Source organism: Amycolatopsis plumensis, assembly GCF_042652605.1.
Classification (GTDB): domain Bacteria; phylum Actinomycetota; class Actinomycetes; order Mycobacteriales; family Pseudonocardiaceae; genus Amycolatopsis; species Amycolatopsis plumensis.
The window spans coordinates 7,055,307-7,080,410 of the sequence record NZ_JBHSJY010000001.1 but is presented as its reverse complement, the minus strand read 5'-3'; the positions used below and the strand labels follow the sequence as shown (position 1 = coordinate 7,080,410).

Here is a 25,104-nt window from a genome sequence, read left to right as displayed (position 1 = left end):
ACCTCACCCCAGCCACCCGGGCCGATCCCCCTTCCGCAGCACCCGCCACTCCCGCCCAAACCTCTCCCGCAGCTTCCCGGCCCGCTCCCCATCCCGCCCATAAAGCAATCCAAAGGTGAAGGTGTTCTGCCCCTCCCCATGCCCGGAAAGGGCAAGCTGCCGCAGAATCTCCCGCCCCACAACGGTGTCCTGATGCTCCCCCAAGGTCACCTGAACCGCTTTCACATTCTTCCGCCACGTCCGCAGCTTTTTGCCGTACACCGGCTTAACAGCATCAGCGGCATACCGAGCCCGCTTCGCCTTCTTCCGGACGTCATGCAAAGCCGTCCCCAGCTCCTCCCCGTCCAGCCCCCGCGAAGCCGCCTCAGCACGAGCCAGCTTCTTGGCCACCTTCCGCAGCGGCTTCCGCAGACCGGCCTTCGCGGACTTCCGCCCCGCAGCGGTCAGCGGCGGTTCCTCGAGCAAACGGTCCAGCGCGCGCACCAGCGCCAGGTACCGCTTCCCGGTCAACGCGGCCAGCGCCCGAGTCCGCCCTTCCTCGGCCTCACGCGCGAAGTGCCGGGTGAGGAACTGCCGCAACGGCCCGAAAACCAGTTCCGAAGGCAAGTCGTCGAGCTGTTCCCCGAGCCGCTCCTCGGCGACTTCGGTGTCCCGAAACGGCGACAGCTGACGCCCGAGCCACTGGAGCTCGCCCGCCAGCGACGCAGTTGCTTCCTTGTCGACCACCGACCCGAAAGTGCGCAGAGTGCTCCGCAGCTTCCGGATCGCGACCCGCATCTGGTGCACCGCGTCGTCGGCATCCAGCCGCACCCCGACGTCCGCCCGGCGCAACCGGCCGTAGTGCTCGTGCAGGGCCGTCAGCACGACGTCGCCTGCGGACGGCTTCTTGCCGAGCCGGGGCGCGGCCGGGACGCGGTCGCCGATGAGGCGGCGCAGTTTCGACGGCCACGGCGACGGAGACGCGCCGGCGTCGGTCAGCGCGCGGTCGAACTCCTCGAGCAGTCCCGGCTCGGCCGAGGGGTCCAGCTCGAGTTCCAGCTCCCGCCACTCGTCGAGCCGGGCGGTCGCGCCGCCCGCTTCGCCGGTCACGTGGTCGTCGGTGAGGATCGCGATGGTGCGGCCGTCCGGGCCCGCCAGCCGGTGGGCGAAGCGGTCGGTGCGCAGGTGCGCGATCGGCACCAGCTTCTCCCCCAGCGTGTACGCCCGCACCAGGCGCCGGAGCCTGCCGGGCACCTTGTGCGGGTCGCCGGCCAGCGGCAGCTGCAGTTCCTGCCGTTCGTCGGCCGACACCGGGAGCTTCAGGTGCCAGCCGGCGTCCGGGCCGCCGACGCGCCGCCGCAGCGTGATGCCGCTGCGGGCCAGGCGGAACGTCTCGGTGTCGTAGTAAGACGCGTCCAGGACGTGCTCCACCGGATCGTCCTGGGTTTCGACGCCGCCGACGCCGATCAGGCGGGGCACGCCGCTGCCCGCGACGATCTCGTACTTGCGTTCGCGCTCGGTCACCGCGGACGGCGCAGCCATGGTTCGTCCTCCCTGGGGTCCGGTTCACCTGATGGATACCCCGGCGGCGCGCGGCCGACACGGGATTCGGCGCCCGGCCAGCGGGTATCCCCTTCTGCGAACACGAACCCGGACCAGGAGAGTGCATGAACGGCAACCAGCCCGCAACCGACCTGACGACCGTCCTCACCGGCGACCACCGCGAACTCGACCGGCTCTGCACCGAGCTCGAGCTCGGCCAGGGCAGCCCGGAGAACCGCAAGGACCTCGCCGATCACCTCATCGCGGAGCTGGTCCGGCACTCCGTCGCCGAAGAGCCCTACCTCGACGGCGACGGCGACCTCGCCGAGGCGGACCGCCTGATGCGGCAGCTCGAGGGCGCGGGACCGCAGGAGACGCGGTTCGAACGCCTGCTGGGCGGGCTGATCCGCGCCGTCCGGCGGCACGTCCGCGAGGAGGGACCCGCGGCCGTGCGCGAGATCCGGCGCACCCGCTCGGCCGAGGAGCAGGCCGAGCTGGGCAGAGAGGTCCTCGAAGTCCGGGAGGCGGCGGCGACGCTGCCGCACCCCGACCTCGCCGACCGGGTGCCGCAGGCCGACCAGCTGTGGCCGGGACCGGGATTCGTCGACCGGGCCCGTGCCGCCCTGGGCGCTTCCGCATCGGGTTGAATGGGCCTCTCGGCCACCGATCCGGAAGGACAGCGAGCAGCATGAGCGTCGGCGAAGAGGAGTGGGCCCGGGACCGGGCCTGGTTCGGGCAGGACGGTGCGCCGGCACCGGGCCCGCTGTCGCGGCAGTTCGCCGAGCTCACGCGGACCCTGCTCGACGTGGCGCCGACCGTCGGCGGGGTGCTCAAGCTCGTCGTCGGGGCGACGGCCGCGCTGATCCCGGACGCCGACCTGGTCAGCGTCACGCTGCGCGACGCCGACGGCACCTTCCACACCCCGGTCGAAACCGACCCGGTCGCCGAACGTCTCGACCAGGTGCAGTACGACCACGGCGAAGGCCCCTGCGTGGAATCGGCCCGCCCCGACGGCCCGGCCGTCGGCTGGTCGCAGGACCTGGGGCGGGACCCGCGCTGGCCGGTGTTCGGGCCGGCCGCCGCTCGCCACGGCTACCACTCGGTGCTGGCCACCGCCCTGCTCCCGGACTCACGGCCGCCCCGGCTGTCCGGCGCGCTCAACATCTACTCGCGCACGCCGGGCGCGTTCGACGCACAGGCGGTCGACGTCGCGTTGCTGCTGGCGACCCACGCGTCGCTGGCGCTGGCCCAGACCCAGGCCGTGGCCGCGGCTCAGCTGGAGTCGGCGCACCTGCGCCGGGCGGTGGACAGCCGCGACGTCATCGGCCAGGCGAAAGGCATCCTGATGCAGCGCCGCGGCATCAGCGCCGAAGAGGCCTTCGACGTGCTGCGCCGCGCGTCCCAGGACCTCAACGTCAAGCTCGCCGATCTGGCCAGGACGCTCGCCTCCCGGCACACCGAAATCGACCTGCCGGCTTCCGAGGCCTGACACGCCGGAAGCGCCACTTTCCCCATGAAAGTGGCGCTTCCGGTGTGCTGCCGTTACGGGGCCGTGTACGGGGACCGGTTCTCCAGCGACGGGCTGGCGGCCGGGTAGCGGCCGTCCTGGCCCGGCACCGGGGTGACCGTGGTGCCCTGCTGCTCCGCCTCCACCCGCGGCCGGGGACCGCGCTGCACGACCGCCTCGACCTCCTGCTCACCGCGGATGCGGGCCAGCACACCGAGGGTGATCGCGTGGGCCAGGGCGAGGATCAGCAGCAGGACGCCGATCCGCCCGACCACGCCGGGCAGGTCGCTGCCGCCCATGTCGATGGTCGAGATGAGCGCCAGCACCCCCAGCGTCGCGAGGTGGAACAGCACCGTGACCAGGCGGGTCATCGAGGCGCCCGCCGCCGGATCGCCGTAGGAGTTCTCCAGGTAACGGCGGCCGCTGCGGTAGATGATCTGCCCGTCTATCAGGACCAGCGCAACGCCGATCGCGAGGAACGACAGGTACGCGTTCGTGGTCATGCCGGACGCTCCTTCCTGGGGGACCTTGCCAGGGGGATACCCGGCAGGTCGCGCAGGGAAACGCCCCCGTCACGCGGTGGAGGTGCCCGGACGCGAAAACGCGGCGGGGCGGGTGTTCCCCGCCCCGCCGCGATCACTCATCCCGTACGGGTGACCCGTGGGTTACTGCCCCGGGCGATCCACGTCACCGCGCCAGCCGCCGGTCTCCCGGCCGCGCTGCTCGATGAACTCCTTGAACCGCTTGAGGTCGCCCTTCACCCGGCGGTCGAGCACGCCGAGCTTGTCGGCGACGTTCTCGGCGAAGCCCTCCGGGTCGATGTCCATCTGCGCGGTCACCCGGGTCCGCGAGTCGTCCAGCCGGTGGAAGGTGATGACCCCGGCGTGGTCCGGCCCGGAGTCCGAGGTCCAGGCGACCCGCTCGTCGGGGTGCTGCTCGGTGATCGTCGCGTCGAATTCGCGCGTCACGCCACCGAACCGCGTCACCCAGTGGGTGTGGGTGGCGTCCACCTGGCGGATTTCTTCGACGCCTTCCATGAACTTCGGGAATTCCTCGAACTGCGTCCACTGGTTGTACGCGGTCGAAACGGGGACTTCCACGTCCACGATTTCGGTGATCGTGCTCATGCACTCCTCCTCGTCGATGGTCGGTGCAAATCGGCTACCCGGTGCAGTGGCCGTCAAACCCGGCGCGATTGACCGCCACCCGCGGCGGGTACACGGCGGCCAGGCAAGGAGGTGTTCGGTGATCGAAGAGGTGAACAAGAAACCGGCTTCCGACCGTTCGGTCGGCGAGCTGGTGACGGACCTGACCGACGAGGTCAAGCGGCTCGTCCGGGACGAGATGCGGCTCGCGGTCTTCGAACTGCAGCGCAAGGGCAAGAAGATGGGACTCGGCGCCGGGTTGTTCGGCGCGGCGGGGCTGTTCGCGTTCCTCGGCGCCGGCACGCTGGTCGCGGCCGCGGTGCTGGCGCTCGCGCTGGCCATGCCCGGCTGGCTGGCCGCGGTGATCGTCGCGGTCGCGCTGTTCGTCGTCGCCGGGATCGCGGCGCTGGTCGGCAAGAAGGAAGTGACGCAGGGGGTGCCGCCGGTGCCCGAAGAGGCGATCAGCGGCGTCCGCGAAGACGTGGACACCGTGAAGCAGGGAGTGCGGTCATGAGCGGGGACTTCCCGAAGAACGCCGAGGAGGCGCGGCTCGACCGGGACACCACCCGGGAAGAGCTCACCGAAACCCTGGCCGCGCTCGGGCAGAAGCTCGACGTGAAGGCCAGGGTCAAGGAGAACGTCGACGAGAAACTCGACCAGGCGACCGCGAAGGTCGCCGACGTGACGAACGAGCCGACCGCGGCCAAGTTCCGCCAGGGCGCCGACGCCGTCCGGGCCAACCCGGTGCCGGTCTTCGCCGGCGTGCTGGGCCTGCTGATCCTGATCCGCCTGATCCTGCGCCGGAGGAACTCGTGAACAAGACGCTCTACAAGCCGCTGAGCTGGCTGGTGGGTGCCCTGGGCGGCATCCTGGCCGGTCAGGTGTTCAAGCAGGTGTGGAGCCGCGTGGCGGGCGAGGACGACGCCCCCGACGCCACCGACCGCGACTACACCTGGCGTCAGGTGGTCATCGCGGCGGCGGTGCAGGGGGCGATCTTCGGTGCCGTCAAGGCCGCCACCGAACGCGCCGGCGCCGTCGGTTACCGCAAGGCGACCGGCGACTGGCCGGGCGACGACTGACCGCACCCCGGGTCGTGGTCCACTGTGGACGGCGGGAGGGGTGGCCGCGACGCGGTCACACCTCCCGGCCCGGCTCGGCGGCCAGGCCGACGAGTGCGGGCCCGACACCCGGGTGGGTTTTCAGCACCACGTCGGCGCCGGTGGCTTCCAGCGAACGGGTGACCGCGTGGCCGCCGAGCACGACGACGAGCTCGGTGCGGGCGTTCGCCTGCAGCAGCGACCGGACCCCGGCGCAGCTCAGGAAGGCGACCCGGGTGAGGTCGACGACCAGCCGCCCGCCGGTGGCGAGGGCTTCGTCGAACGTGCCGACGGTGGCGGCGTCGATGTCGCCGACCAGGGTGAGCACGGTGATCCCGCCCGGTCGTTCGGTCGTGGTGACGGTGAGGCCGGACGGTTCGTAGATCGTGCGGAAACAGTCGTACATGGCGCTCCCTTTCTCAGCGGTGCAGGGGCGCTGACCGGAGCACGTGTCTGAACAACAGCCAACACCACTGACCGTACGCCCCTGTGCCGGGAGGTCAACCCCGCGGGTTTCCCCGCTCCGACCTCGGGTAATCCGTTCGGGACGGAGATCGGCGTCCCGGAAGGAGATCCATGCGTGTCGTGATCGTCGGCGGTGGTTTCGCCGGATACCACGCGGCGAAAAGCCTGCGGAAGGAAGCCGGCGAAGACGTCGAAGTCGTCGTGCTGAACCCCACGGATTACTTCCTCTACCTGCCGTTGCTGCCCGAAGTGGCGGCCGGGATCCTGGACCCGCGGCGGGTCGCGGTTTCCCTCCCGGAAACGCTGCGCGGAGTGCGCCTGGTTCTCGGCGTGGCGACCGGCGTGGACTTCGATTCCCGACACGTCACCTACACCGACCCCGAGGACAACGAGCACCGGATCGGGTACGACCGGCTGGTGCTGGCCGCGGGCAGCGTCAACAAGCTGTTGCCGATCCCCGGTGTCCCGGAATACGCCCACGGGTTCCGCGGCGTGCCGGAAGCGCTGTACCTGCGCGACCACATCACGCGGCAGATCGAACTGGCCGCCGCGGCCGACGACCCCGCCGAACGCGACGCCCGCTGCACGTTCGTGGTGGTCGGCGCCGGCTACACCGGGACCGAGGTCGCCGCGCAGGGGCCCGCGTTCACCGCGGCGCTCGCCGCGCGTCACCCCGAGCTGGCCGGGCAGAAGATCCGCTGGCTGCTGCTCGACGTCGCCGAGCGGGTGCTGCCGGAGCTCGACGGGCGGCTCGGCCGGACGGCCGACGAGGTGCTGCGCGCCCGGGGCGTCGAGGTGCTGATGAAGACCTCGGTCGACCACGCCGACGCCAAGGGCGTCACACTGACCGACGGCGACGCCGTGCCGACCCGCACCCTCGTGTGGTGCGTCGGCGTGCGGCCGGACCCGCTGGTGGCCGGCCTCGGGCTCGAGACGGCCAAGGGCAGGCTCGTGGTCACCGAGCAGCTGAACGTGCCGGGCCGCGACGACGTGTTCGCCTGCGGCGACGCGGCCGCGGTGCCCGACCTCACCCGCCCCGGCCAGTACACCGCGATGACCGCGCAGCACGCCGAGCGGCAGGGCAGGCTCGCCGGGCGCAACGTGGCCGCGTCGCTCGGGTACGGCCGCCGCGGCAACTACCGGCACCACGACCTCGGCTTCGTCGTCGACCTCGGGGCCGGTGCCGCCGCGGCGAACCCGCTCCACATCCCGCTGTCCGGGCGGCCGGCCAAGGCGGTCACCCGCGGCTACCACCTGATGGCGATGCCGGGCAACCGCGTGCGCACGGCCGCCGACTGGGTCCTGGAGGCGCTGACCGGCCGCCAGACCGTCCAATTGGGACTCGTCCGCTCCGGCGCCGTGCCGCTCGACACGGACAGCCCGGAACTCCCCCGTCGCTGAAAGGAACGCGCATGTCCGCCGAACCCGACCCCGTCCGCTCCGAAGGCCCGTCCGTGGTGACCGCCGGGGACCCGTCGGGCCCCAAGGTGATCGTCCTCGACCCGGCGGGCGCCGCGAAACACGACGAGCTGCCGGCGACCTGGCGACCGCTGACGGAGAAACGTGCCGTGTTCTGGTGCCGGGTGCCCGCCGGCGGTGCCCTGACCGAAGCCGACGACCTCGTCGGCGACGCCGGTCCCGGCGATCCGGAGATCGCCGTGGTGGCGAGCGGTCCGTTCGCGGCGGAGGCACTGCAGCTGGTCGAGCGCCACCCGGGCGCGGCGAAGCACCTGCTGCTGGTCGACCCGGCCTCGGACGCGTTCCTCGCCTCCGGCGACGCCTCGGCGGCCAACGACGCCTGGCTGGCCGAGCACGACGACGTGGTGGCCAAGCTGCGCGAGGCGGGCACGGAGGTGCGGGTCGTGGCCTCGAGCAGCGAAGACCCGGACGACCGGGTGCCCCCGCCGCTGCCGCTCGGCCACCCGGACGTGGTCACCGCGGTGCGCTCGGCCCTCGGCCTGGACTAGCCCCCTCCCGCACCCGGGTCGTGAGTGAAAAAGAGGGTTAGAACACTGTTTTTCACTCACTACCCGGCGGTCGGCTCGAGGCGAGGTCCACGAAGGCCCGCACCACCGGGGACGCCGAGCCGGCCCGCCAGGCCAGGCCCAGGTCGATCCTCGGGGGCGGGTCTTCGAGCCTGCGCAGGACCACGCCGCGGCGCCGCAGGGCGCGGGCCCGGTGTTCCGGGACCGCCGCGAGACCCGCGCCTTCGGCCACCGCGCGCATCAGCTGCTCGTCCTCCGGTTCCTCGCGGACGATCGGCGGCAGGCCGCCCGGCCAGACCTGGCCGCTGATCGCGTCGTACTGGCCGGGGCCGTTCTCGCGCGGCCAGAACACCACCGGCTCGGCGGCGATCGCCGCCCGCCGCACCCGGCCCCGGCGCCGCGCGAGCGCGTGGCCCGACGGCACCACGAGCAGGACCTCCTCCGACCCGACCACGGCGACCTCGACGTCCGGGGCGGTGACCGGGGGCCGCACGAAGCCGACGTCGATCTCGCCCGCCGCCAGCCGGGCCAGGTTCAGGCTCGTCCAGCCCGTCTCGAGGGCGAGTTCGACGTCCGGGTACCGCTCGCGGTAGGCCGCGACCAGGTCGCCGGCCAGCGGGCCCGGCGCCGACCGCGTGTAGGCGATCCGCAGGCGACCGGCGTCGCCCCGGCCGGCCGCGGTGATCGCGCCGCGGGCCCGGTCCAGCCGGTCGAGCAGGTCACGCGCCTCGACAGCGGCCACGCGGCCGGCCTCGGTCAGCGTGAAGCGCGGCCCCGTGCGGTCGAGCAGCGCGACCCCGAGGTCCGCCTCGAAGGCACGGATCTGCTGGCTCAGCGACGGCTGGGACACGAACAGCCGGGCGGCCGCCTTGGTGAAGTGCATCTCCTCGGCGAGCACGGCGAAGTAGTGCCATCGGCGCAGGTCCACCCAGCGATTATAAGGCGTTCCTATCACCTCATCGGGACGAAGTCTTGGACTCGCCGCCCGGCCCGCTGCTGTCCTGGAGCCGTGACCACGACCAGCGCGCCCCTGACCCGCACCGACCGCAAGCTGCTCGCACTGGCCGCCGCGGCGGACCGGCGGCTCGCCGCCCCGATGGCCGGGTTCGTCGACCTCGCCACCGTCCGCGAGGCCGTGGAAGACCTCACGAAGGCGTTCGCCCCGCTCGGGCGCGTCCAGCACACGGTCGCCGCCAAGGCGTGCGGCCTCGCGCCGCTCCTGCGCTTCCTCGGCGACCTCGGGATCGACGCCGAGGTCGCGAGCCCGGGTGAGACGGCGGTCGCGGAGGCCGCCGGTCTGCGCGGCCCGCGGCTGGTGCTCGACTCCCCCGCCAAGACGACCGCGGAGCTCGCGCACGCCCTCGCCGAAGGCACCGCGGTCAACGCCGACAACTTCCAGGAGCTCGCCCGGCTCGACGCGCTGGTCGGCGGGACACCGCCGCGGTCGGTGCTGGGCCTGCGGATCAACCCGCAGGTCGGGGCCGGCCGGATCGGTGACACGAGCACCGCCACGGCGGCGTCGAAGTTCGGCATCCCGTTGCGGGACAACGGAAACCGCGCCCTGCTGCGCGAAGCCTTCGCGCGACGGCCGTGGCTGACCCGGCTGCACGTCCACGTCGGCTCGCAGGGCTGCCCGCCGGAGCTGATGGCCGACGGGGTCGCCGCGATGCACGAACTTGCCGAGGAGATCAACGCCGAAGCCGGGTACCGGCAGGTGACCAGCCTCGATATCGGCGGCGGGCTGCCGGTGGACTTCGCCTCCGACGAGCCCGGTCCCGGCTTCGCCGACTATGTAGCGACGCTCCTGTCCCGCGTCCCCGCCTTGGCCGAAGGGCGCTACGCGCTCGTCACCGAGTTCGGCCGGTCCCTGCTGGCCAAGAGCGGCTTCCTCGTCAGCACGGTGGAGTACACGAAGGTCGCGGGCGGGCGGCCCATCGCCGTCACGCACGCGGGTGGCCAGGTGGCGGCGCGCACGGTGCTCCAGCCGGAGCACTGGCCGCTGCGGATCGGCGCGTTCGACGCCACCGGCGCGCCGAAGACCGGACCCGAGGTGCCGCAGGACATCGCCGGTCCCCTGTGCTTCGCCGGCGACCTCCTCGCCCGCGAACGGCCGCTGCCGCTGCTGGAACCGGGCGACCTCGTCGTCGCGCACGACACCGGCGCGTACTACTTCGGCGCGCACTACGCGTACAACACGCTGCCGCGCCCGGCGGTGCACGGCTTCACCGTGTCGCCGCGCGGTGACGTCGAGTTCGTCCCGCTGCGCCGCGCCCAGACCCTGGCCGAACTGGTCGCCGACGCGGGCGGCGAATTTCTCGGAGCGCTCCCGGCGGCCTGATCGGCCGCGTACGATCCCCCGCCATGGGGGATGGTCGAGAGCTGCCGCGGTTCGCCGCGCTACCGGTCGGGATTGTCGTTGCCGGGCAAGCCGTCGTGCTGACGGCGTTGTCCGGCCGCTACGGCTTCCACCGCGACGAGCTGTACTTCGTCGCCGCGGGCCGTCGGCCGGACTGGGGGTACGTCGACAACCCGCCGATCACGCCGTGGCTCGCCCGCGCGTCGACGGCGGTGTTCGGGGAAACACCCAGCGGCCTGCGGGTGGTCGCGACCCTGCTCGGCATGGCGACGGTCGTGGTCGTCGCGCTGATCGCCCGCGAGTTCGGCGGCGGCCGCGGTGTCCAGCTGTTCACCGCGCTCGCGACCGCGTTGTCGTCCTACGTCCTGGTCGTCTCGCACATGCTGGCGACCAACTCCGCGGACGTGCTGCTGTGGTCGCTGATCGCGCTCTTCGGCCTGCGGCTGCTGCGCACCGGCGACGGCCGCTGGTGGCTCGCCGTCGGCGTCGCCGCCGGGCTCGGCCTGGCGAACAAGTGGCTCGTCCTGCTCCTGCTGTCCGGGCTCGGCATCGGCGTGGCCGTGGCCGGGCCGCGCCGGGTGCTGCGGACCTGGTGGCTCGCGGCCGGCGTCGGGATCGCCGCCGTCCTGGCCGCTCCGGTGGTGCTCTGGCAGGCGGCGCACGGCTGGCCGATGCTCACCGTGGCCGGCGGGATCAGCGAGGACGACGGCGCGGAGAACCGCCTCCTGTTCGTGCCGATGCAGCTGCTCCTCCTCTCGCCGGTCCTGGTGCCGGTGTGGATCGCCGGGCTGGTGCGGCCGTGGCGCGACCCCGGCCTGCGCTGGGCGCGGGCGCTGGCCGTGGCGTATCCGGTCGTCTGCGTCGAACTCCTGGCCCTCGGCGGGAAGCCGTACTACTCGGTGCCGCTGCTGCTGCCGCTGGTGGCACTGGGCGCGGAGCCGGCGCTCCGGTGGCTGGGCCGGGGTGGGACGGTCCGGCGGGCGCTCACCGGCGCGGCCGCCGCGGTGTGCGTGGCGGTGTCCGTCCTCGTCGGGCTGCCGGTCGTGCCGGCGACGGCGCTGAACGGCCCGCTGCTGGCGATGAACAAGGAGCCGGGCGAGCAGGTCGGCTGGCCAGGGTTCGCCGGCACCGTCGCGGGTGCGTGGCAGCGGATCCCGGACAGCGAGCGGGACACCGCGGTGATCCTCGCCGGCAACTACGGCGAAGCGGGGGCCATCGAGCGGTACGGTCCCGAGCTCGGCCTGCCGCAGCCGTACTCGCCGCACATGTCGTACGCGGACTGGGGTCCGCCGCCGGACCGGCTGGTCGGCCCGGTGCTGCTCGTCGGGCGGATCCAGCCGGGCACGCCCGCGGCCCGGCTGATCACCGGGTGCCGCGCGGTCGCCAAGCACCACAACGCCGAAGGTGTCGACAACGACGAGAACGGCGTCGTGCTCTCGCTGTGCTCGCTGACGCGGCCGTGGTCCGAAGCCTGGCCCCAGCTGCGGCGTTACTACTGAACGGTTCGTCCGGTTCGCGCTACCCTCGGGCTCATGGCGGCGAGGCGCACGGCGGTGGCCGTGGTGGGGGCGGGCCCGGCCGGACTCACGGTGGCGAACCTCCTGCGGCGCGCGGGGATCGCGTGCGTGCTGCTGGAGGCGCAGAGCCGGGCGTTCATCGAACAACGGCCGCGGGCCGGGTTCATCGAGGAGTGGGCGGTCCGCGGGCTCGAGCGGCGGGGACTCGGCGAACAGCTCGTCGCGAAGGCGCCGCAGCACGAGAAGTTCGAGTTCCGGTTCGCCGGGCGGCGGCACGTCTTCCGCTACGGCGACGTCACCGGGCAGCGGCATTTCGTCTACCCGCAACAACTTCTGGTGACCGATCTGGTCGGCCAGTACACCGGGTCCGGCGGCGAGGCGGTCTTCGAGGTCTCGGACGTCGAACTCCACGACCTGACGTCGGACTCCCCCGCCGTCACGTTCCGGGCCGGCGGCGAGGAGCACCGGATCGACTGCGACTTCGTCGCCGGCTGCGACGGCGCCCGCGGCGTCTGCCAGGGGTACCTGCCGGCGGAATCGACGGTGAAAGCCCACCACGACTACGGAATCGGCTGGCTGGCCCTGCTCGCGGAGGCACCGCCGTCGGCCGACGGCGTGCTGTTCGGCATCCACCCGCGCGGGTTCGCCGCGCACATGGCGCGCACCCCGGAGGTGACGCGGTTCTACCTGCAAACCGCACCGGGCGAGACCGAGGCGGACTGGCCCGACGAGCGCGTGTGGCGGGAACTGCACGCGCGCCTCACCGTGCCCGGCGGCGAGATCATCGAAGGCAGGCTGTTCGAAAAGCGGGTCCTCGACATGCACAACTACGTCGTCGAGCCGATGTCCCACGGCCGGCTGCACCTCGCGGGCGAGTCGGCGCACCTGGTCGCCCCGATCGCGGCGAAGGGCATGAACCTCGCCCTGCACGACGCGTTCCTGCTGACCGACGCGTTCCAGGCGTACTACACGGGCGACCCGGCGCCGCTGGCCGGCTACTCGGCGGCGTGCCTGCCGCTGGTGTGGCAGTACCAGGAGTTTTCGCTGTGGCTGTCGGACATCTTCCACCACACCGCGGCCGCGGGCGAGAACCCGTTCGCGGCGCGCATCGCCGAAGCCCGGATGCGCCGCTTGCTCGGTTCGCCCGCGGCCGCGGCGGCGTTCGCGGAGCTGTACATCGGCAAGAACGCCGACTTCTGAGGCCCGGCCCGGATGGGCCGCCGGTCAGCTCCAGGCGATCTTGAACACCCAGGTGTAGCGGCCCGCCCGCCGAGCCGCGGCCGGGACGTCGATCACCAGCGAGCCGTTCTCGACCGTCCAGTGCAGCGAGCCGGGGTACCCGAGCAGGGTCACCCGGTCGCCGGCGCGGATCGGCACCGGCGCGTCGACCACCACGCGGCTGCCCGGCGCGGTCAGCGAGTGCACGTAGAACGCCTCGTTCTGCTTGACCGTGAACCGCAGGTCGCCGAGCTGGGCCAGCCGCGACCAGTACGTGGTGCCGTAGATGGCTTCGCCGTTGACCTTCAGCCACGCGCCCACGTCGCGCAGGTGCTTCTGCATGACGTCCGGGATCGTGCCGTCGAAGTCCGGGCCGATGTCGAGCAGGAAGTTGCCGTTCTTGGAGACGATGTCGACGAGCGTCCGGACGACCTCCTCCGCGGTCATGTACTTCTCGTCGGGCGTCGCGCGGTTGTAGCCGTAGGAGAACGGGTCGAGGCCGCGGCTGGCTTCCCACTTCGCCACGACGGTGTTCGGGTACGTCGTGTACTCCGGCGTCGTGAAGTCGTGGTCCGGGATGCCGCCGCGGTCGTTGCAGGTGACGTCCTTGGGGCGCTTCCGGTTCTTCGCGCGGTTGAAGTACTCGGTGAGCACGGCCCGGCTGTCGTTGACGCCGCCGATGTCGAACCACAGGACGTCGGGGTCGAACTCCGAGATCAGCTCCAGCACCTGCGGTGCCTGGTAGTCGCGGACGAAGTCCTTGCCCGCGGTGTAGCCGGTGTAGGGCAGCGGCGCGCCGGTGTAGGGGTTGCGCGGCGCGTGGCCCATCCACGGGTTGTCCGGGTTGAACCATTCCGGCAGCGAGAAGTACAGGCCGTTGCGCAGCTGCGGGGTGTACTTCCGCGACGCCGCGAACAGTTCGGCGACGATGTTGCGCTTCGGCCCTAGCTTGACCGAGTTGCGGTCGCTGACCCTGGTGTCCCACAACGCGAAGCCGTCGTGGTGCTTCGAAGTCAGGACGTAGTACTCCGCGCCCGCGTCCGCGATCAGGTTCAGCCAGCCGCGCGGGTCGAACCTCGCCGCGGTGAACTGCGGGATGAAGTCGTCGTAGGCGAAGTTCTCGCCGTACTTCTGCCGGTGGTAGGCGTAGGTCGCGCCGTTCGGGTCCTGCTGGTTCTGCCAGTACCACTCCGCGTACTGCTGCCCCACCGGCGCCCACGCGGGCACGGCGTACACGCCCCAGTGGATGAAGATGCCGAACTTGGCGTCGTCGAACCAGTAGGGCGCGCGGTGCGTCGAGAGCGAAGCGTCGGTCGGCCGGAAGTCCGGGATCCCGAGGGTGATCGGCACCTGCCGGGTGGCGAGGGTGCCGCGGCCGGCGGTGACGCGGATCTGGCCGTTCGTCGCGGTCCCGGGCGGCACGGAGGCGTTCGGGGCCAGGCCGAGCCGGACCGTCGCCTGCTCCCCCGGCGCCAGCGCGCGGATGGCCGCGGGCGCGGTGGTCCGGCCGCCGGGGACGTCGACGGTGACGCTCACCCGGTCGCCCGCGCCGAGCCACACGGTCCCGGCGTTGACGATGGTCGCTTCGGCGGCCTGCGGGCCGCCGTCGGCCAGCAGGTTGGCCGTCGAGCGGCCGTCCAGGACCAGCGCCGAGCGGCCCACGGCGACCGGCTGGAGGGTGAGGGCGAAGACGTGCAGGCTGGAGACGTTCGGGGCCGGGTCCGCCGTGGTCGGCAGGGTCAGCGCGACGGCTTCGCGCGCCGGGTCGATCCAGACCTGACCGGTGGCCAGCGAAACCGGGTTGTTGTCGACGACCCCGCCGGGTGCGTAGCGGAACGGCGAGACGAGCGCCCCGCTGCCGGTGTACCAGTCGGGGCCGGAGAGGGAACCGGTGCTCGTGCTGCCGTCGGCGTAGTGCACGGTCGCCGGGCCGCCCGCCGCGCCGTAGCTGGCCGCGACCAGGAAGTAGGCGACGAAGTAGCGGCCCTTCGGCAGATCGATCCGCTGCCCGGTGGCGGCGATGTTGTTCTTCGCGCCCGCGGCCGCGGACCCGAGCCGGAACGGGACACCGCCGGCGGTGACCGTCTGCCCGGCGGGGACGTGCTCGGCCGGGAAGGTGTAACCGGAGCCGTCGAAGTCGCCGCCGGGGGCCGAGGCGCTGTCGATGCCATCGTTGGTGAACCAGGCGTCGAGGGCGACCGGGACGGGCGGCGGGGGCGGGACGATCGGGGTTTCCGGGCGGTCGGGGGCGGCGTCGACCGGGCCGGCGGCTCCGGCCGGGGTGTGGCCGGCCACGCCGAGCGCGACGGCACCTCCCAGCGCGATGCCGAGGGCTTGACGGCGGGGGAAGGTCGGCACTGAACCTCCAGGGATCGGATGACTACGGCGGATTTACGACAAAGCTCGCCCACAGAAGACGCACCTGTCGCTGGCGGAACTGATTCATCCGATGAATGAGCCTGCTTGGTGACCTACGGCTGTGTCAAGGGGCCAACCGGCGTGATCGTGCTGAACCGGGCTCGTGTTCGCCGCGTATCCCTAAGTGACGAGCTGCAGCCCTCGCCCCCGGAACCCAGCCGCACGAAAGGCCAGACCGATGTCCACCGACCCGAACGCGCTGAGCCGCCGCGCGATCGCCATGCTCAAGGCGATCGCCGACGGGCGCGCCGAGCTCCGCTGCAGCTGCGAACCCGACCTCCGCGTGGACGGGCTGCCGTGCTGCGACCAAAGCACCGCCCACGACCTCGCCCGCGCCGGGCTGGTCAGAGCCACCCGGCTCGTCGCCCCCGGCCAGTGGGCACCCGCCGAACTGACCGACGCGGGCCACCGCGCCCTGACCGGTTTCCCCGCCGCCGCAGCCTGATCCCCCGAAGCCCTCGTGAGTGGTAAGGCGGGTTAGAACCCGCCTTACCACTCACGAGGGCTCCCGTGCGAAAGAGGGGTGAGAAAGCTGGGGCCGGGCTGAACCGGTGCGGGCCGGCGGACGTGCTTGGGGTGAGGGCGTCTCGCACACGCCCTCCGGGGTCACCACGACGCAACGATCCGGGCCAGCCTCCGCCCGATCGGGACCGGGTACCCCGGCGAGCGGCCGTCGCGGCAACGGCCACCTCGCGCGGGCCCGTCCGGCATCCCCAGAATCCCGGACGGGCCCGTCCCACCCCCGTCACTCTCCCGGGTCTTGTCCGGTTCCTCACCTGATCAGCGGTCGCCCGGCCGCCGACCGCGGGTGAGGGTGGGGAGATGCGACGTTTCGTGGCCGTCAGCGCGGCCGTCCTGGCCGGAATCGGGCTGCTCACCACCGCCGGGAGCGCCAACCCGGAAAGCGCTGTCCCGGCGCTGCCCCAGCACGCCGTCGGCGGCTGGGTCGGCACGTGGGCCGCGGCGCCCGCGTCGGCCGTTCCGAACACCCCGGACGGCTACCCGGGCTACTCGATCCGCAACGTCGTGCACACCAGCGCCGGCGGCGCCCGCGCCCGCGTGCACCTCTCGAACGCCTTCGGCGCCGCTCCCCTGGCCTTCGGGCACGTCACCGTCGCGGTCCAGGGCACCGGGCCGGACGCCGTGCCGGGCACGCTGCGGTCCCTGACCTTCGGCGGCGCCCCGGGCGTCGTCGTGCCCGCCGGGGCCGAAGCCCTGAGCGATCCGGTCGCCGTCCGGATCCCGGCCGACGCCAACCTGCTCGTGACGACCTACGTGCCGTCGAAGTCCGGGCCGGTGACCTACCACCCGCTCGCGACGCAGACGTCGTACTTCACGCGGGGCGGCGACTTCTCCGCCAGCGAGTCCGGCGCCCCCTACACCGAGCAGACGTCGGTGTGGCACTACGTCTCCGGCGTCGACGTCCAGGGCGGCGCGGAAGCCTCGATCGTGACCCTCGGCGACTCGATCACCGACGGCTTCGGCTCGACCGCGGGCGCCAACCACCGCTGGCCCGACTACCTCGCCGACCGTCTGCACGGCCGCTTCGGCGTGCTCAACGCCGGCATCAGCGCCAACCGGCTGCTGCTCGACGTGCCCGGGTCCGGCGCCGGCCAGAACGCGCTCTCCCGCTTCGACCGCGACGTCCTCAGCGTCGGCGGCGTGCGGACGATCATCGTCCTGGAGGGCATCAACGACATCCAGCAGGACCCGCACCAGACCGACCCGGGGGCCATCACCTCGGCGTACCGCCAGCTGGTGGCGCAGGCGCACGCCCGCGGCATCCGGGTCCTCGGCGGCACGTTGACGCCGTTCAAGGGCTGGCGCGTCTACGACGACACCCTCGAAGCGACCCGCCAGGCGGTGAACGGCTTCATCCGCACCAGCGGGGTCTTCGACGGCGTCATCGACTTCGACGCGGCGGTCCGCGACCCGGCCGACCCGCTCCGCATGCTCCCGGCCTACGACTCCGGCGACCACCTCCACCCGGGCGACGCCGGTTACGAGCGGATGGCCGCCGCCGTCCGGCTCGACCGGCTCTGATCCCGCGGGATGAACAGCACCGCGACCAGGCTCAGCACCGCCACGGCCACCAGGTACAGCGACACCGAAAGCGAAGTGCCCGTGGCGGTCTGCAGCGCCGTCGCGATCAGCGGCGCGAACCCGCCGCCCAGCACCGCGCCGATGGCGTAAGAGAACGACGCCCCGCTGTAGCGGTAGCGCGGCTCGAACAGCTCCGCGAACAACGCCGACTGCGGCCCGTAGGTGGCGCCGAGGCCGATGTTGAGCACGATCACCGCCACGATCAGCCAGACCGTCGCCTTCGTGTCGACGAGCAGGAAGAACGGGATCGGCCAGACCACCAGGAGCACCGATCCGGCCAGGTACACGGGTTTCCGGCCCACCCGGTCCGACCACGCCGCCGCGGCGAGGATGCTCACCAGCCACGTCACGCTGCCGACGATCACGACGACCAGCAGCGTGGTGCGGTTGATCTTGAGCACCGACGTGCCGTAGGACAGCAGGTACGCCAGGAAGATGTAGCCGATCGCGGTGTTGGCGATGAAGCTGCCGGACGCCACCAGCAGCGCCCGCGGCCGCTCGCGCAGCACGTCGACCATCGGGCGGCTGCTGCGTTGCTCCGCCTCCCGCAACCGCGAGAACACCGGGCTTTCCTCGATCCGCAGCCGGATCACCAGGCCGACGCCGACGAGCACGATGCTCACCAGGAACGGCACCCGCCACCCCCACGAGGCGAACTGCGCGTCGGTCAGCGTGCGGCCGAGGACGAAGAACACCAGCTGCGCCAGGATCAGCCCGGCCGGGACGCCGATCTGCGAGAACGCGCCGTACCGGCCGCGGCGGTCCTCGGGCGCGTGCTCGACCGCCATCAGCGCGGCCCCGCCCCATTCGCCACCCGCGCTCAGCCCCTGCAGCAGCCGCAGGACCAGCAGCAGGATCGGCGCCCAGACCCCGATCGCGGAGTACGTCGGCAGCAATCCGACGCCGACCGTGGCGAAGCCCATCAGCAGCAGCGACAGCACCAGCATCGCCTTGCGGCCGACGCGGTCGCCGAAGTGACCCCAGAGGATTCCCCCGACCGGGCGGGCCAGGAACCCGACGCCGAGCGTCGCGAACGCCGCGAGAGTGCCGGAGGCGGGCGACAGCGTCGTGAAGAACAGCTTGCCGAACACCAGCGCCGTCGCCGTGCTGTAGATGAAGTAGTCGTACCACTCGATGGTGGTCCCCACCGCGCTCGCCACAGCAACCCGCCGCAAGGGCCGGGCCGCGACCGCGCGGCCGCTCACGAGCCGGTCAGGACGGGGTCGGAGGAAGCGACCAGGTCGTCCACGAGCAGGTCCATCAGCAGCCCGTCGTGCCAGCTGCCGTCCGGACCGCGCTCGTAGGACCGCATCGTGCCGACCGGCCGGAAGCCGAGCGAAGAGTAGAGCCGGATCGCCGCTTCGTTGCCGGCCGCGGGGTCGATCACCAGGCGGTGGTGTCCCCGCACCGTGAACAGGTGGTCCGCCAGCGTGCGGATCGCGTCCGAGCCGAGACCGCGCCCCTGGAAGTCCGGGTGCACCGCGATGTCGATCCCGGCGTGGCGGTACTGCGGATCGGCCTCCTCGAAGGCCAGTTCGATGCCGATCACGACGTCTTCGTGTTCGATGGCGTAGGTCGTGGTGCCTTCGTCGGGGTCCAGCAGGTAGGACACCTGGGCGGCCACCGGCTCCTCGGCGTCGGCCCACCAGCGGGCGATTTCGGGGTGCGACAGGATCTCCTCGAACCGGGCGGCGTCCGGGGCGGCAGCTGGCCGCAGCCGGACACGGCTTCCGGTGATCAGGCCGGTCATCGGCCCAGTGTCGCCCGCACGGGCGCCCGCTGTCGAGACCCCGAAAGGACCGCTCGGGGATCGTCGACGCGGGCGCCCGGGTGGTCAGTCGAGGTTCATCGGGCTGCCCGGCTTGATCGGGGGCAGCTGCGGCGGATCGAAGTCGCCCCGCTCCAGCCGCGCCCAGTCCTCCGGCGTGGGGTCCGGGTAGTACCGCTGCCAGGCGTCGTCGCCGGGCCAGTTGCCGGTGCGTGCCGCGTTGCGGGCTTCGTGCAGCTCGAAGGCGTCGGCGTCGCTCAGCGGGCGGGTCGTGACGTGCCCGGTCCCCGGCACCGACGCGCCACCGTCGGGCACCGCCGCGCCCGGCCGCGGGTTGTACCGCATCCCTTCGCCGCCGGCGTGGACGTCGTTCACCATCCGGTGGTACGAGTCGTCGGCCATGTCCATCCGGTTCCGGATCGTCGGATCGGCGTGGTTGCCCTGGAAGCCCGGCTGGTGCGCGTACCCGAGCTGGTTGAGCTGGACCGCGGTGTTCGGGTCGTTGTTCTCGATCGCGGCCCGCTGGTCACGCCGGTAGGTCGGCGCGTTCCAGCCCGAATCGTGCGTGGCGTGGCTGGTACCGGTGCCCGGGTGGGCGCGGTGGGCACCGTGTTCCTCGTAGTACGCCCACGCGTTGTTCTCGAGGTCCCGGCCGTCCTTGCGGGGCACCTTGCCGGGGGCGCCGTTGTCGTTCAGCACGTCGAAGCCCGCGGTGTGCTCGGACTGGTGGGTCTTGTTGCCGTCGATCTTGGAGCCGAACTTGTCCTCGAGCCGCTTGCGCTCGAAGTCCTTGTCGCCGTAGCTGCCTTCCGGGTACTTGTGCGCCCGGCGCTTGCCCTTGTTCGGCGCTCCGTTCGGCTTGCTGTACGGGTGGAACTGGTTCGGCTTCTTGCCGCCACCGCCGCCGCCCGAGCCCGACGCGGAGCACGGGGTCACCTTGCCGAGGCCGAGCGGGTCGATCGACGCCGTCGGGTTGCCGACGTAGGCCAGCGAGTCCGGGTCCGGGGCCAGCCCGAGCGGGTCGTGCGAGACGAACCGCCCGGTCTCCGGGTCGTAGTAGCGGTGCAGGTTGTAGTGCAGCCCGGTTTCCGCGTCGTGGTACTGGCCCAAGAACCGCAGCGGCGTGCCCGCGTGGCCGCCCGTGTTGACCAGCGCACCCCACAGGGCCGTGTGCTGGTGCCCGGCGAGCGCGCCGGTTTCGTCCAGCAGTTCCGCCGGCGAGCCGACGAGGTCGGTCAGCACGGCGTGGAACCGGTCGGTGCCGTCGCCGAGCACGCGTTCGGTCTGCGCGAGCGGGCGCTCGGCGTCCGGCGCCCAGTCCCAGACGGTGGCCACGAGGGGCCCGCCGGCCACGCCGTGGACCTGTTCGGCGAGCAGGGTGCCGTCCCAGGCGAACTCGACCTGCTCGGCGACGGCGCCGGTCGCGTCCAGCCGTTGCTTGGCGATCCGGCGGCCCACGGCGTCGTACCGGTACTGCCAGACCGCGCCCTCGGGCGTGCGGACGGCGGTGAGCCGGTTTTCCGCGCTCCAGCGGTACTCCCAGCGCCGGCCGCCCCGCTCCCGCGCCACGACGCGGCCTTCGGCGTCGTGGGTGTAGCGGGTCGCGCCGGCCGCGGTGAGCAGCGTGCCCCGGTAACTGCGCGGGCCGCTCGCCTCCGGCGCGCCCGGCCAATCCGCTGTGGTGATCGCGCCCGCCGGGTCGTAGCCGTAGCTCTCCTGCCAGCGGGCGCCGCGGACGGCCAGCACCCGGCCGCCGGGACCGACTTCGAGGCTGCGGGGCCCGGAGATCAGGTCGGTGACCGTGGCCAGGTACCCGTCGGGCAGGTAGCCGTACTCACGGCGCTGCACGGTGGCCTCGCCGCGCCGCACGGTCTGGACCGCGAGCTGGCCGGCCGGCGTCCACGCCTGGTGGAGCTCGGCGGCCACGCCGTACCGGGTGACCAGCCGGCGCGCGGTCTCGTGGCCGGCGGCGTCGTAGCCGAACTGCAGCGTGCGCCCGCCGGTGGCCAGCGACGTGGCGCGGCCGCGCGTGTCGTAGGCGAACACCGCTTCCGCGCCGGTCGGTGTGCGCCGGTGGGTCCGGCGGCCGAGCGCGTCGTAGGCCGACTGCACGGCCCGGCCGTTCACCGACTCGCTGACCACCCGGCCCAGTGCGTCGTAGGCGAACCGGAGCTCGCTGTGCGCGTTGCGGGCCAGGACGACGCGGTCGGCCGCGTCGTAGGCGAACTCGGCGACCTCGTCGCCGCTGCGGCGCCGGACCACCCGCCCGAGGGCGTCCCGCTCCAGCGCGATCGTCTGCCCCGCGCCGTTGCCACGCAGGATCAGCCGTCCCGCGGCGTCGTAGGCGTAGTCCAGGGACCGGCCGTTGTAGTCGACCTCGCGGACGAGCCGGCCCGCCGGGTCGTACTCGTAGCGCCAGACCAGCCCGGCCTCGTTGGTGACCGACGTCAGCCGCAGCTCGGTGTCGTAGCCGTAGCGCAGGACGCCGCCGTCCGGGCGCTGCTCGCTGACCGGCAGGTCGAACTGGGCGTAGGAGATCCGGCTGACGCCGCCGCGCGGGTCGGTCCGCTCGTCGGTGTGGCCCACCGCCGTCGAACCGAAGCGGTGCACGGCGCCGTCCGGGTCCACCTGCTCGACCAGGTCGCCGGCCGCGTTGTGGACGGTGTGGGTCGTCGCGCCGGTGGGATCGGTGACGCTCGCGAGCCGGCCGAGGGAGTCGTAGGTGTAGCGGGTCACCGCCCCGTCGGGCGCGGTGATCGCGACCGGCAGGCCGGCCGCGTTCGCCTCGAACCGGGTGACGCCGCCGAGGGCGTCGGTCACCGTGGCCATCGTGCCGGTGGCCTCGTCGTAGGTGTAGCTCGTCGCGGCCCCGGTCGGGTCGATGTCGCGCACCAGGCGGCCGCGCTCATCGTGCTCGTAGCGCCAGACGGCGCCGTCGGGCCCGGTGACCGAGGCGGGGCGGCCACCCTCGTCGTACTCGGTGACCATCCGGGTGCCGTCGGCGCGGATCACGGTGAGCACGTTGCCCGCACCGTCGCGCTCCCAGCGGGTGACGTGCCCGAGCTCGTCGGTGCGCGCGATCTCCCGGCCGAAGCGGTCCAGCTCGGTGCTGGTGGTGCCGCCGAGCGGGTCGATCCGGCCGATCACCCGCAGCCGCTCGTCGAGGCGGTAGCGGGTGACGGCGCCGAGCGAGTCGGTGACCGTGGTCAGCCCGGGCTCGTAGGACAGCGTCGCGTCGAGGTAGCCCTCGGCGCCCCGGGCCTGCACGCACCGGCCTTCGGAGTCGTAGGAGTAGCCGTACCAGCGGCCGTTGACGTCCTCCCAGCGGACGATCCGGCCGTCGGCGTCGTAGGTGAACCGTTGCGGCGTCCCGGCCGCGTCGGTGACCTCGACCAGCCGCCGTCGCTCGTCGTAGCGGTATTCGGCCAGCGGGACGGGCTCCCCCGCCACGCGCACGGCGGTGATCAGCCCGTCGGCCGAGTCGAGCTCGAGGTGGTACCCGCCGGAGTGCTCGATCGCCACCGGCACGCCGTCGCGGTGCCGGATGACGACCCGGTTGCCCGCGCCGTCGACGAGCGCGCGCAGCGGCAGGGTGGTCTCCCCCGGGTTGGCGGCGAAGTAACGCATCCGGTCGTGCTGCGGGGCGCCGACGACGAAGCCGTGGCGCACCCGGCGCAGCGCCAGGTACGGGCCGTGCTCGGGCAGCACCGGCTCGATGCCGCGGGGCACCGGGTAGCGCAGGATCGTCCCGTCGGCCAGTGCGAGGTGCAGGCCGTCCGGCTCCACCTCGATCCGTTCGTCCACAGTAGACGTCCACGTGGGACCGAAGCTGCGGCCGGCGCGGTAGCTCGACAGGTGTGTCCGGGCGAACTCCAGCGGCAGCGCGCCGGGCAGCTCGACGTCCGTCTGCTCGAGCAGCACGGCGCCGGTGGCGACGTCGATCGGGTCACCGCACAGGGACCGGTCCACGGCGGGGGTCGCGTGCTCGTCCGGTTTCGGGTTGTTGTCCTTGATCTTCGGCGGCGGGTTCGGCCCCTTGCCCGCCCCGGACGGCGTGGTGCCGCCGTCCGGGCCCTTCGACGCCGGGGGCGGCGTCGGGTCCGGGGACCTCGGGGTCTCGTCCGGTCCCTTCGAGGCGGGCGGCGGGTCCGTCTTCGGCGGCGTGTCCGGGCCGCCCTTCGCGCCGGAGGGCGTGGTGTTGCCGTCGCCGTGCGCGCCCGAGGGGGTCGTGTTGCCGTCGCCGCCCTTCGGCGGCGGGTCGGTCTTCGGCGGCGGCGCGTCCGGGCCGCCCTTGCCCTTCGGGCCGCCGATGTCCTTCGGGCCGCTCTTGATGTCGGCGTGCTTCGGCGGCGGCGCGGTCTTGCCCGGCTTGATGTTCTTCAACGCCTTGGCCGCGTCCGCGAACAGGTCGCCCGCCCGCTTGAGCAGCGGGATCAGCGCCTTCAGCGCCGTGACCAGCCGCTTCACCAGGTCGGCGATCTTCGACGCGGTCTTCGCCACCGCGTTGATCACCTGCGGCACCACCCAGGTCATCCCGATGCCCAGGGTGAACACGACCTGCAGCGCCCAGCTGATCAGGTGTCCGACCAGTTCCGCGATGATGTCGCGGACCAGCGCCCGGACGGCGGCGACGACCTCACCGGCGGTCTTCACCCCGCTGGAAGCGCCTTCACAGCCCTTCTGCGCGGTCTCCAGCAGCGTCACGGTGTCCTGCGCCCGCTGCCGGTAGGTGTCCGCCGCGGCACCGGTCCAGGAGGCGGTGTCGGCCTTGACCATCCCGGTCAGGTCTTCACCCACGCTGCCCAGCTCGGTCGCGATGTTCTTCCACGTCTCCGACTGCGCCGCGATCTCGTCGGCGTTGCCGGTCAGCCCGTTGAGCGCTTCCTTCAGCGGACCGACGTGCTCGATCAGCCACCCGACCCCGGCCGCCAGGATCGCCCCGAACGGGTCCATCGCCATCGACAGCGCGTCCAGCGCCGTCCCGACCGCACCGAGTGCCACCGACGCCCAGTCGCCACTTTCGATGGCCGACTTCAGGTCGTTCGCCGACTCCAGCAGCGAAACACCCGAATACGCCTTGGTGGAATCCTTGGTCTCGGCGACCAACGGGTTCACCACGGGTTGTTGTCCTCATCGTCGGAGTCGGTGCGCCGCCGCGGCGACGCCTGGGGAGTGCCGGGAGCGGGCGGGGTCGCCGCGCCACCCGACGGGGCCGGCGGCACCGGAGCCGGCGGCACGGGCGGCTGCTCGTCCGGTTCGTCCGGATCCGGGAACCGGCCGCGCAGGTTGTCCAGCAGCACGCTGCGGGTTTCGCGGTCCTCGTCGCCGAGCTGCTCGGCCATCACCCCGGCGACGCGTTCGGCGATGCCGGCCTGCGCCCGGCGCATCGTCGTCAGGATCTGCCGCGACAGCTCGTCGAGCGGGAACGACTTCACCTTGTTCGAGAACGTGAGGTCGGTGACCGTGCCGTCCGCGCCGACGGTGACGCTGACCGCGCCGTCGGAGCTGGTCGCGGTCAGCCGCAGCCGTTCGGTCTGCTCCTGCGCGGCCTGGTAGCGCTGGGCCTTCGCCGCGAACCCGGCCGCCCAGTCGTCCATCCGGCGGATCGTCTCGTCGGGGTCCCGCATCAGGTCCCCCAGGCCGTTCGGGCCGGTCATGCGTTCGTCCTCGCTTCCACCGCGCGCGGCGACGATGCCGCGAGCTGACGCTCGAACGGCTGCGCGTTGCCTTCTTCGCCTTCCCGGTAGGCCTTCGCGGCCGCCGTGACGTTGTCCGCCAGGCCGCGCACGCCCTCCCCGGACGCGACGAGGGCTTCCTTGGCCTGCTCGTTCGTCGGCCGGATGATCGGCGGGAGGAAGGCGCACAGCAGCCCGTAGGCGTGGTCCGACATCGCCGTGTCGGCCGCCGAGCTCGCCGTGTTGAGCCGGTCGACCAGGCTCTCGACGTGACTCGCGTGCGCGACCAGGTCGTCCGGTTCGACCTCGAAGCCGGGGGCCGTCACAGG

The 25,104-nt window shown here is 72.7% G+C and carries 23 protein-coding genes; 12 read left to right on the top strand and 11 right to left on the bottom strand.

Going from position 1 to position 25,104, the window contains the following annotated elements:
• Nucleotides 1-3: 3 nt before the first annotated feature.
• Nucleotides 4-1,521 (bottom strand): CYTH and CHAD domain-containing protein, encoded by a 1,518-nt coding sequence (locus ACFPLC_RS34365; protein WP_378191174.1) that lies wholly within the window; start codon nucleotides 1,519-1,521, stop codon nucleotides 4-6.
• A gap of 125 nt (nucleotides 1,522-1,646) precedes the next feature.
• Here ACFPLC_RS34365 and ACFPLC_RS34360 point away from each other — a divergent pair, with 125 nt between their 5' ends.
• Both ACFPLC_RS34360 and ACFPLC_RS34355 read left to right on the top strand, forming a co-directional pair.
• Complete coding sequence (locus tag ACFPLC_RS34360) at nucleotides 1,647-2,168, top strand: hemerythrin domain-containing protein (RefSeq protein WP_378191177.1); 522 nt, start codon at nucleotides 1,647-1,649, stop codon at nucleotides 2,166-2,168.
• A gap of 41 nt (nucleotides 2,169-2,209) precedes the next feature.
• The gene (locus ACFPLC_RS34355) at nucleotides 2,210-3,010 is read left to right on the top strand and encodes a GAF and ANTAR domain-containing protein (protein ID WP_378191180.1); all 801 of its coding nucleotides are present in this window, start codon (nucleotides 2,210-2,212) and stop codon (nucleotides 3,008-3,010) included.
• A 53-nt stretch (nucleotides 3,011-3,063) separates the two neighbouring features.
• On the opposite strand, the gene ACFPLC_RS34350 is transcribed toward ACFPLC_RS34355, so the two are convergent.
• A complete protein-coding gene (locus tag ACFPLC_RS34350) occupies nucleotides 3,064-3,531 on the bottom strand; it encodes a hypothetical protein (protein WP_378191182.1) in 468 nt (155 codons plus the stop codon).
• 162 nt (nucleotides 3,532-3,693) lie between these two features.
• Nucleotides 3,694-4,155, bottom strand: a complete 462-nt coding sequence (locus ACFPLC_RS34345) for an SRPBCC family protein (protein ID WP_378191184.1) — start codon at nucleotides 4,153-4,155, stop codon at nucleotides 3,694-3,696.
• Nucleotides 4,156-4,273: 118 nt separating this feature from the next.
• Here ACFPLC_RS34345 and ACFPLC_RS34340 point away from each other — a divergent pair, with 118 nt between their 5' ends.
• Genes ACFPLC_RS34340 through ACFPLC_RS34330 form a run of 3 tightly spaced genes read left to right on the top strand, consistent with a single transcriptional unit; the run spans nucleotide 4,274 to nucleotide 5,252 of the window.
• The gene (locus ACFPLC_RS34340; protein ID WP_378191186.1) at nucleotides 4,274-4,687 is read left to right on the top strand and encodes a phage holin family protein; all 414 of its coding nucleotides are present in this window, start codon (nucleotides 4,274-4,276) and stop codon (nucleotides 4,685-4,687) included.
• A complete protein-coding gene (locus tag ACFPLC_RS34335; protein WP_378191188.1) occupies nucleotides 4,684-4,989 on the top strand; it encodes a DUF3618 domain-containing protein in 306 nt (101 codons plus the stop codon). Before ACFPLC_RS34340 ends, ACFPLC_RS34335 begins: the two co-directional genes overlap by 4 nt.
• Nucleotides 4,986-5,252: a DUF4235 domain-containing protein gene (locus tag ACFPLC_RS34330; protein WP_378191190.1), complete on the top strand. Its 267-nt coding sequence runs from the start codon at nucleotides 4,986-4,988 to the stop codon at nucleotides 5,250-5,252. Before ACFPLC_RS34335 ends, ACFPLC_RS34330 begins: the two co-directional genes overlap by 4 nt.
• 55 nt (nucleotides 5,253-5,307) lie before the next feature.
• Here ACFPLC_RS34330 and ACFPLC_RS34325 read toward each other — a convergent pair whose 3' ends face one another.
• Nucleotides 5,308-5,676, bottom strand: a complete 369-nt coding sequence (locus ACFPLC_RS34325; protein WP_378191192.1) for an STAS domain-containing protein — start codon at nucleotides 5,674-5,676, stop codon at nucleotides 5,308-5,310.
• 170 nt (nucleotides 5,677-5,846) lie between these two features.
• On the opposite strand from ACFPLC_RS34325, the gene ACFPLC_RS34320 reads away from it, so the two are divergent.
• Both ACFPLC_RS34320 and ACFPLC_RS34315 read left to right on the top strand, forming a co-directional pair.
• Nucleotides 5,847-7,136, top strand: a complete 1,290-nt coding sequence (locus ACFPLC_RS34320) for an NAD(P)/FAD-dependent oxidoreductase (RefSeq protein WP_378191195.1) — start codon at nucleotides 5,847-5,849, stop codon at nucleotides 7,134-7,136.
• An 11-nt stretch (nucleotides 7,137-7,147) separates the two neighbouring features.
• A complete protein-coding gene (locus ACFPLC_RS34315) occupies nucleotides 7,148-7,702 on the top strand; it encodes a hypothetical protein (RefSeq protein ID WP_378191197.1) in 555 nt (184 codons plus the stop codon).
• Between the two features lie 52 nt (nucleotides 7,703-7,754).
• On the opposite strand, the gene ACFPLC_RS34310 is transcribed toward ACFPLC_RS34315, so the two are convergent.
• Nucleotides 7,755-8,648, bottom strand: coding sequence for a LysR family transcriptional regulator (locus ACFPLC_RS34310; protein WP_378191199.1), 894 nt, complete (start codon nucleotides 8,646-8,648; stop codon nucleotides 7,755-7,757).
• Between the two features lie 81 nt (nucleotides 8,649-8,729).
• On the opposite strand from ACFPLC_RS34310, the gene ACFPLC_RS34305 reads away from it, so the two are divergent.
• The 3 genes from ACFPLC_RS34305 to ACFPLC_RS34295 are packed head-to-tail and all read left to right on the top strand — an operon-like array spanning nucleotide 8,730 to nucleotide 12,793.
• On the top strand, nucleotides 8,730-10,058 hold the full coding sequence (locus ACFPLC_RS34305; RefSeq protein ID WP_378191201.1) for a type III PLP-dependent enzyme domain-containing protein: 1,329 nt from the start codon (nucleotides 8,730-8,732) through the stop codon (nucleotides 10,056-10,058).
• 23 nt (nucleotides 10,059-10,081) lie between these two features.
• On the top strand, nucleotides 10,082-11,575 hold the full coding sequence (locus ACFPLC_RS34300; RefSeq protein ID WP_378236021.1) for an ArnT family glycosyltransferase: 1,494 nt from the start codon (nucleotides 10,082-10,084) through the stop codon (nucleotides 11,573-11,575).
• A gap of 33 nt (nucleotides 11,576-11,608) precedes the next feature.
• The gene (locus ACFPLC_RS34295) at nucleotides 11,609-12,793 is read left to right on the top strand and encodes a 4-hydroxybenzoate 3-monooxygenase (protein ID WP_378191206.1); all 1,185 of its coding nucleotides are present in this window, start codon (nucleotides 11,609-11,611) and stop codon (nucleotides 12,791-12,793) included.
• 24 nt (nucleotides 12,794-12,817) lie between these two features.
• On the opposite strand, the gene ACFPLC_RS34290 is transcribed toward ACFPLC_RS34295, so the two are convergent.
• Nucleotides 12,818-15,169 carry an alpha-L-fucosidase gene (locus ACFPLC_RS34290; RefSeq protein WP_378191209.1) on the bottom strand — a complete coding sequence of 784 codons (2,352 nt, stop codon included), beginning with the start codon at nucleotides 15,167-15,169 and terminating at the stop codon, nucleotides 12,818-12,820.
• 238 nt (nucleotides 15,170-15,407) lie between these two features.
• Between ACFPLC_RS34290 and ACFPLC_RS34285 the strand changes: the two genes are divergently transcribed.
• The gene (locus ACFPLC_RS34285) at nucleotides 15,408-15,674 is read left to right on the top strand and encodes a hypothetical protein (RefSeq protein ID WP_378191211.1); all 267 of its coding nucleotides are present in this window, start codon (nucleotides 15,408-15,410) and stop codon (nucleotides 15,672-15,674) included.
• A gap of 377 nt (nucleotides 15,675-16,051) precedes the next feature.
• Nucleotides 16,052-17,272: an SGNH/GDSL hydrolase family protein gene (locus ACFPLC_RS34280; RefSeq protein ID WP_378191213.1), complete on the top strand. Its 1,221-nt coding sequence runs from the start codon at nucleotides 16,052-16,054 to the stop codon at nucleotides 17,270-17,272.
• Here ACFPLC_RS34280 and ACFPLC_RS34275 read toward each other — a convergent pair.
• From ACFPLC_RS34275 to ACFPLC_RS34255, 5 genes are all read right to left on the bottom strand, one after another.
• Nucleotides 17,230-18,537, bottom strand: a complete 1,308-nt coding sequence (locus tag ACFPLC_RS34275) for an MFS transporter (protein ID WP_378191215.1) — start codon at nucleotides 18,535-18,537, stop codon at nucleotides 17,230-17,232. The two genes, ACFPLC_RS34280 and ACFPLC_RS34275, sit on opposite strands and share 43 nt — an antisense overlap.
• On the bottom strand, nucleotides 18,534-19,082 hold the full coding sequence (locus ACFPLC_RS34270) for a GNAT family N-acetyltransferase (RefSeq protein WP_378191218.1): 549 nt from the start codon (nucleotides 19,080-19,082) through the stop codon (nucleotides 18,534-18,536). The genes ACFPLC_RS34275 and ACFPLC_RS34270 overlap by 4 nt, the downstream gene beginning before the upstream one ends.
• Nucleotides 19,083-19,166: 84 nt before the next feature.
• Entirely contained in the window at nucleotides 19,167-24,218 is a 5,052-nt protein-coding gene (locus ACFPLC_RS34265; protein WP_378191220.1) for a DUF6531 domain-containing protein, read from the bottom strand.
• A complete protein-coding gene (locus ACFPLC_RS34260; protein ID WP_378191223.1) occupies nucleotides 24,212-24,757 on the bottom strand; it encodes a YbaB/EbfC family nucleoid-associated protein in 546 nt (181 codons plus the stop codon). The genes ACFPLC_RS34265 and ACFPLC_RS34260 overlap by 7 nt, the downstream gene beginning before the upstream one ends.
• Nucleotides 24,754-25,101 (bottom strand): type VII secretion target, encoded by a 348-nt coding sequence (locus ACFPLC_RS34255; protein WP_191317252.1) that lies wholly within the window; start codon nucleotides 25,099-25,101, stop codon nucleotides 24,754-24,756. The genes ACFPLC_RS34260 and ACFPLC_RS34255 overlap by 4 nt, the downstream gene beginning before the upstream one ends.
• Nucleotides 25,102-25,104 lie beyond the last annotated feature (3 nt).

What these genes read in the sequence shown, in the direction of transcription:
- ACFPLC_RS34365 (WP_378191174.1), bottom strand. Translation starts at nt 1,521, where the DNA reads ATGGCTGCGCCGTCCGCGGTGACCGAGCGCGAACGCAAGTACGAGATC.
- ACFPLC_RS34315 (WP_378191197.1), top strand. Translation starts at nt 7,148, where the DNA reads ATGTCCGCCGAACCCGACCCCGTCCGCTCCGAAGGCCCGTCCGTGGTG.
- ACFPLC_RS34355 (WP_378191180.1), top strand. Translation starts at nt 2,210, where the DNA reads ATGAGCGTCGGCGAAGAGGAGTGGGCCCGGGACCGGGCCTGGTTCGGG.
- ACFPLC_RS34280 (WP_378191213.1), top strand. Translation starts at nt 16,052, where the DNA reads ATGCGACGTTTCGTGGCCGTCAGCGCGGCCGTCCTGGCCGGAATCGGG.
- ACFPLC_RS34295 (WP_378191206.1), top strand. Translation starts at nt 11,609, where the DNA reads ATGGCGGCGAGGCGCACGGCGGTGGCCGTGGTGGGGGCGGGCCCGGCC.
- ACFPLC_RS34300 (WP_378236021.1), top strand. Translation starts at nt 10,082, where the DNA reads ATGGGGGATGGTCGAGAGCTGCCGCGGTTCGCCGCGCTACCGGTCGGG.
- ACFPLC_RS34270 (WP_378191218.1), bottom strand. Translation starts at nt 19,082, where the DNA reads ATGACCGGCCTGATCACCGGAAGCCGTGTCCGGCTGCGGCCAGCTGCC.
- ACFPLC_RS34320 (WP_378191195.1), top strand. Translation starts at nt 5,847, where the DNA reads ATGCGTGTCGTGATCGTCGGCGGTGGTTTCGCCGGATACCACGCGGCG.
- ACFPLC_RS34350 (WP_378191182.1), bottom strand. Translation starts at nt 3,531, where the DNA reads ATGACCACGAACGCGTACCTGTCGTTCCTCGCGATCGGCGTTGCGCTG.
- ACFPLC_RS34325 (WP_378191192.1), bottom strand. Translation starts at nt 5,676, where the DNA reads ATGTACGACTGTTTCCGCACGATCTACGAACCGTCCGGCCTCACCGTC.
- ACFPLC_RS34345 (WP_378191184.1), bottom strand. Translation starts at nt 4,155, where the DNA reads ATGAGCACGATCACCGAAATCGTGGACGTGGAAGTCCCCGTTTCGACC.
- ACFPLC_RS34360 (WP_378191177.1), top strand. Translation starts at nt 1,647, where the DNA reads ATGAACGGCAACCAGCCCGCAACCGACCTGACGACCGTCCTCACCGGC.
- ACFPLC_RS34260 (WP_378191223.1), bottom strand. Translation starts at nt 24,757, where the DNA reads ATGACCGGCCCGAACGGCCTGGGGGACCTGATGCGGGACCCCGACGAG.
- ACFPLC_RS34335 (WP_378191188.1), top strand. Translation starts at nt 4,684, where the DNA reads ATGAGCGGGGACTTCCCGAAGAACGCCGAGGAGGCGCGGCTCGACCGG.
- ACFPLC_RS34285 (WP_378191211.1), top strand. Translation starts at nt 15,408, where the DNA reads ATGTCCACCGACCCGAACGCGCTGAGCCGCCGCGCGATCGCCATGCTC.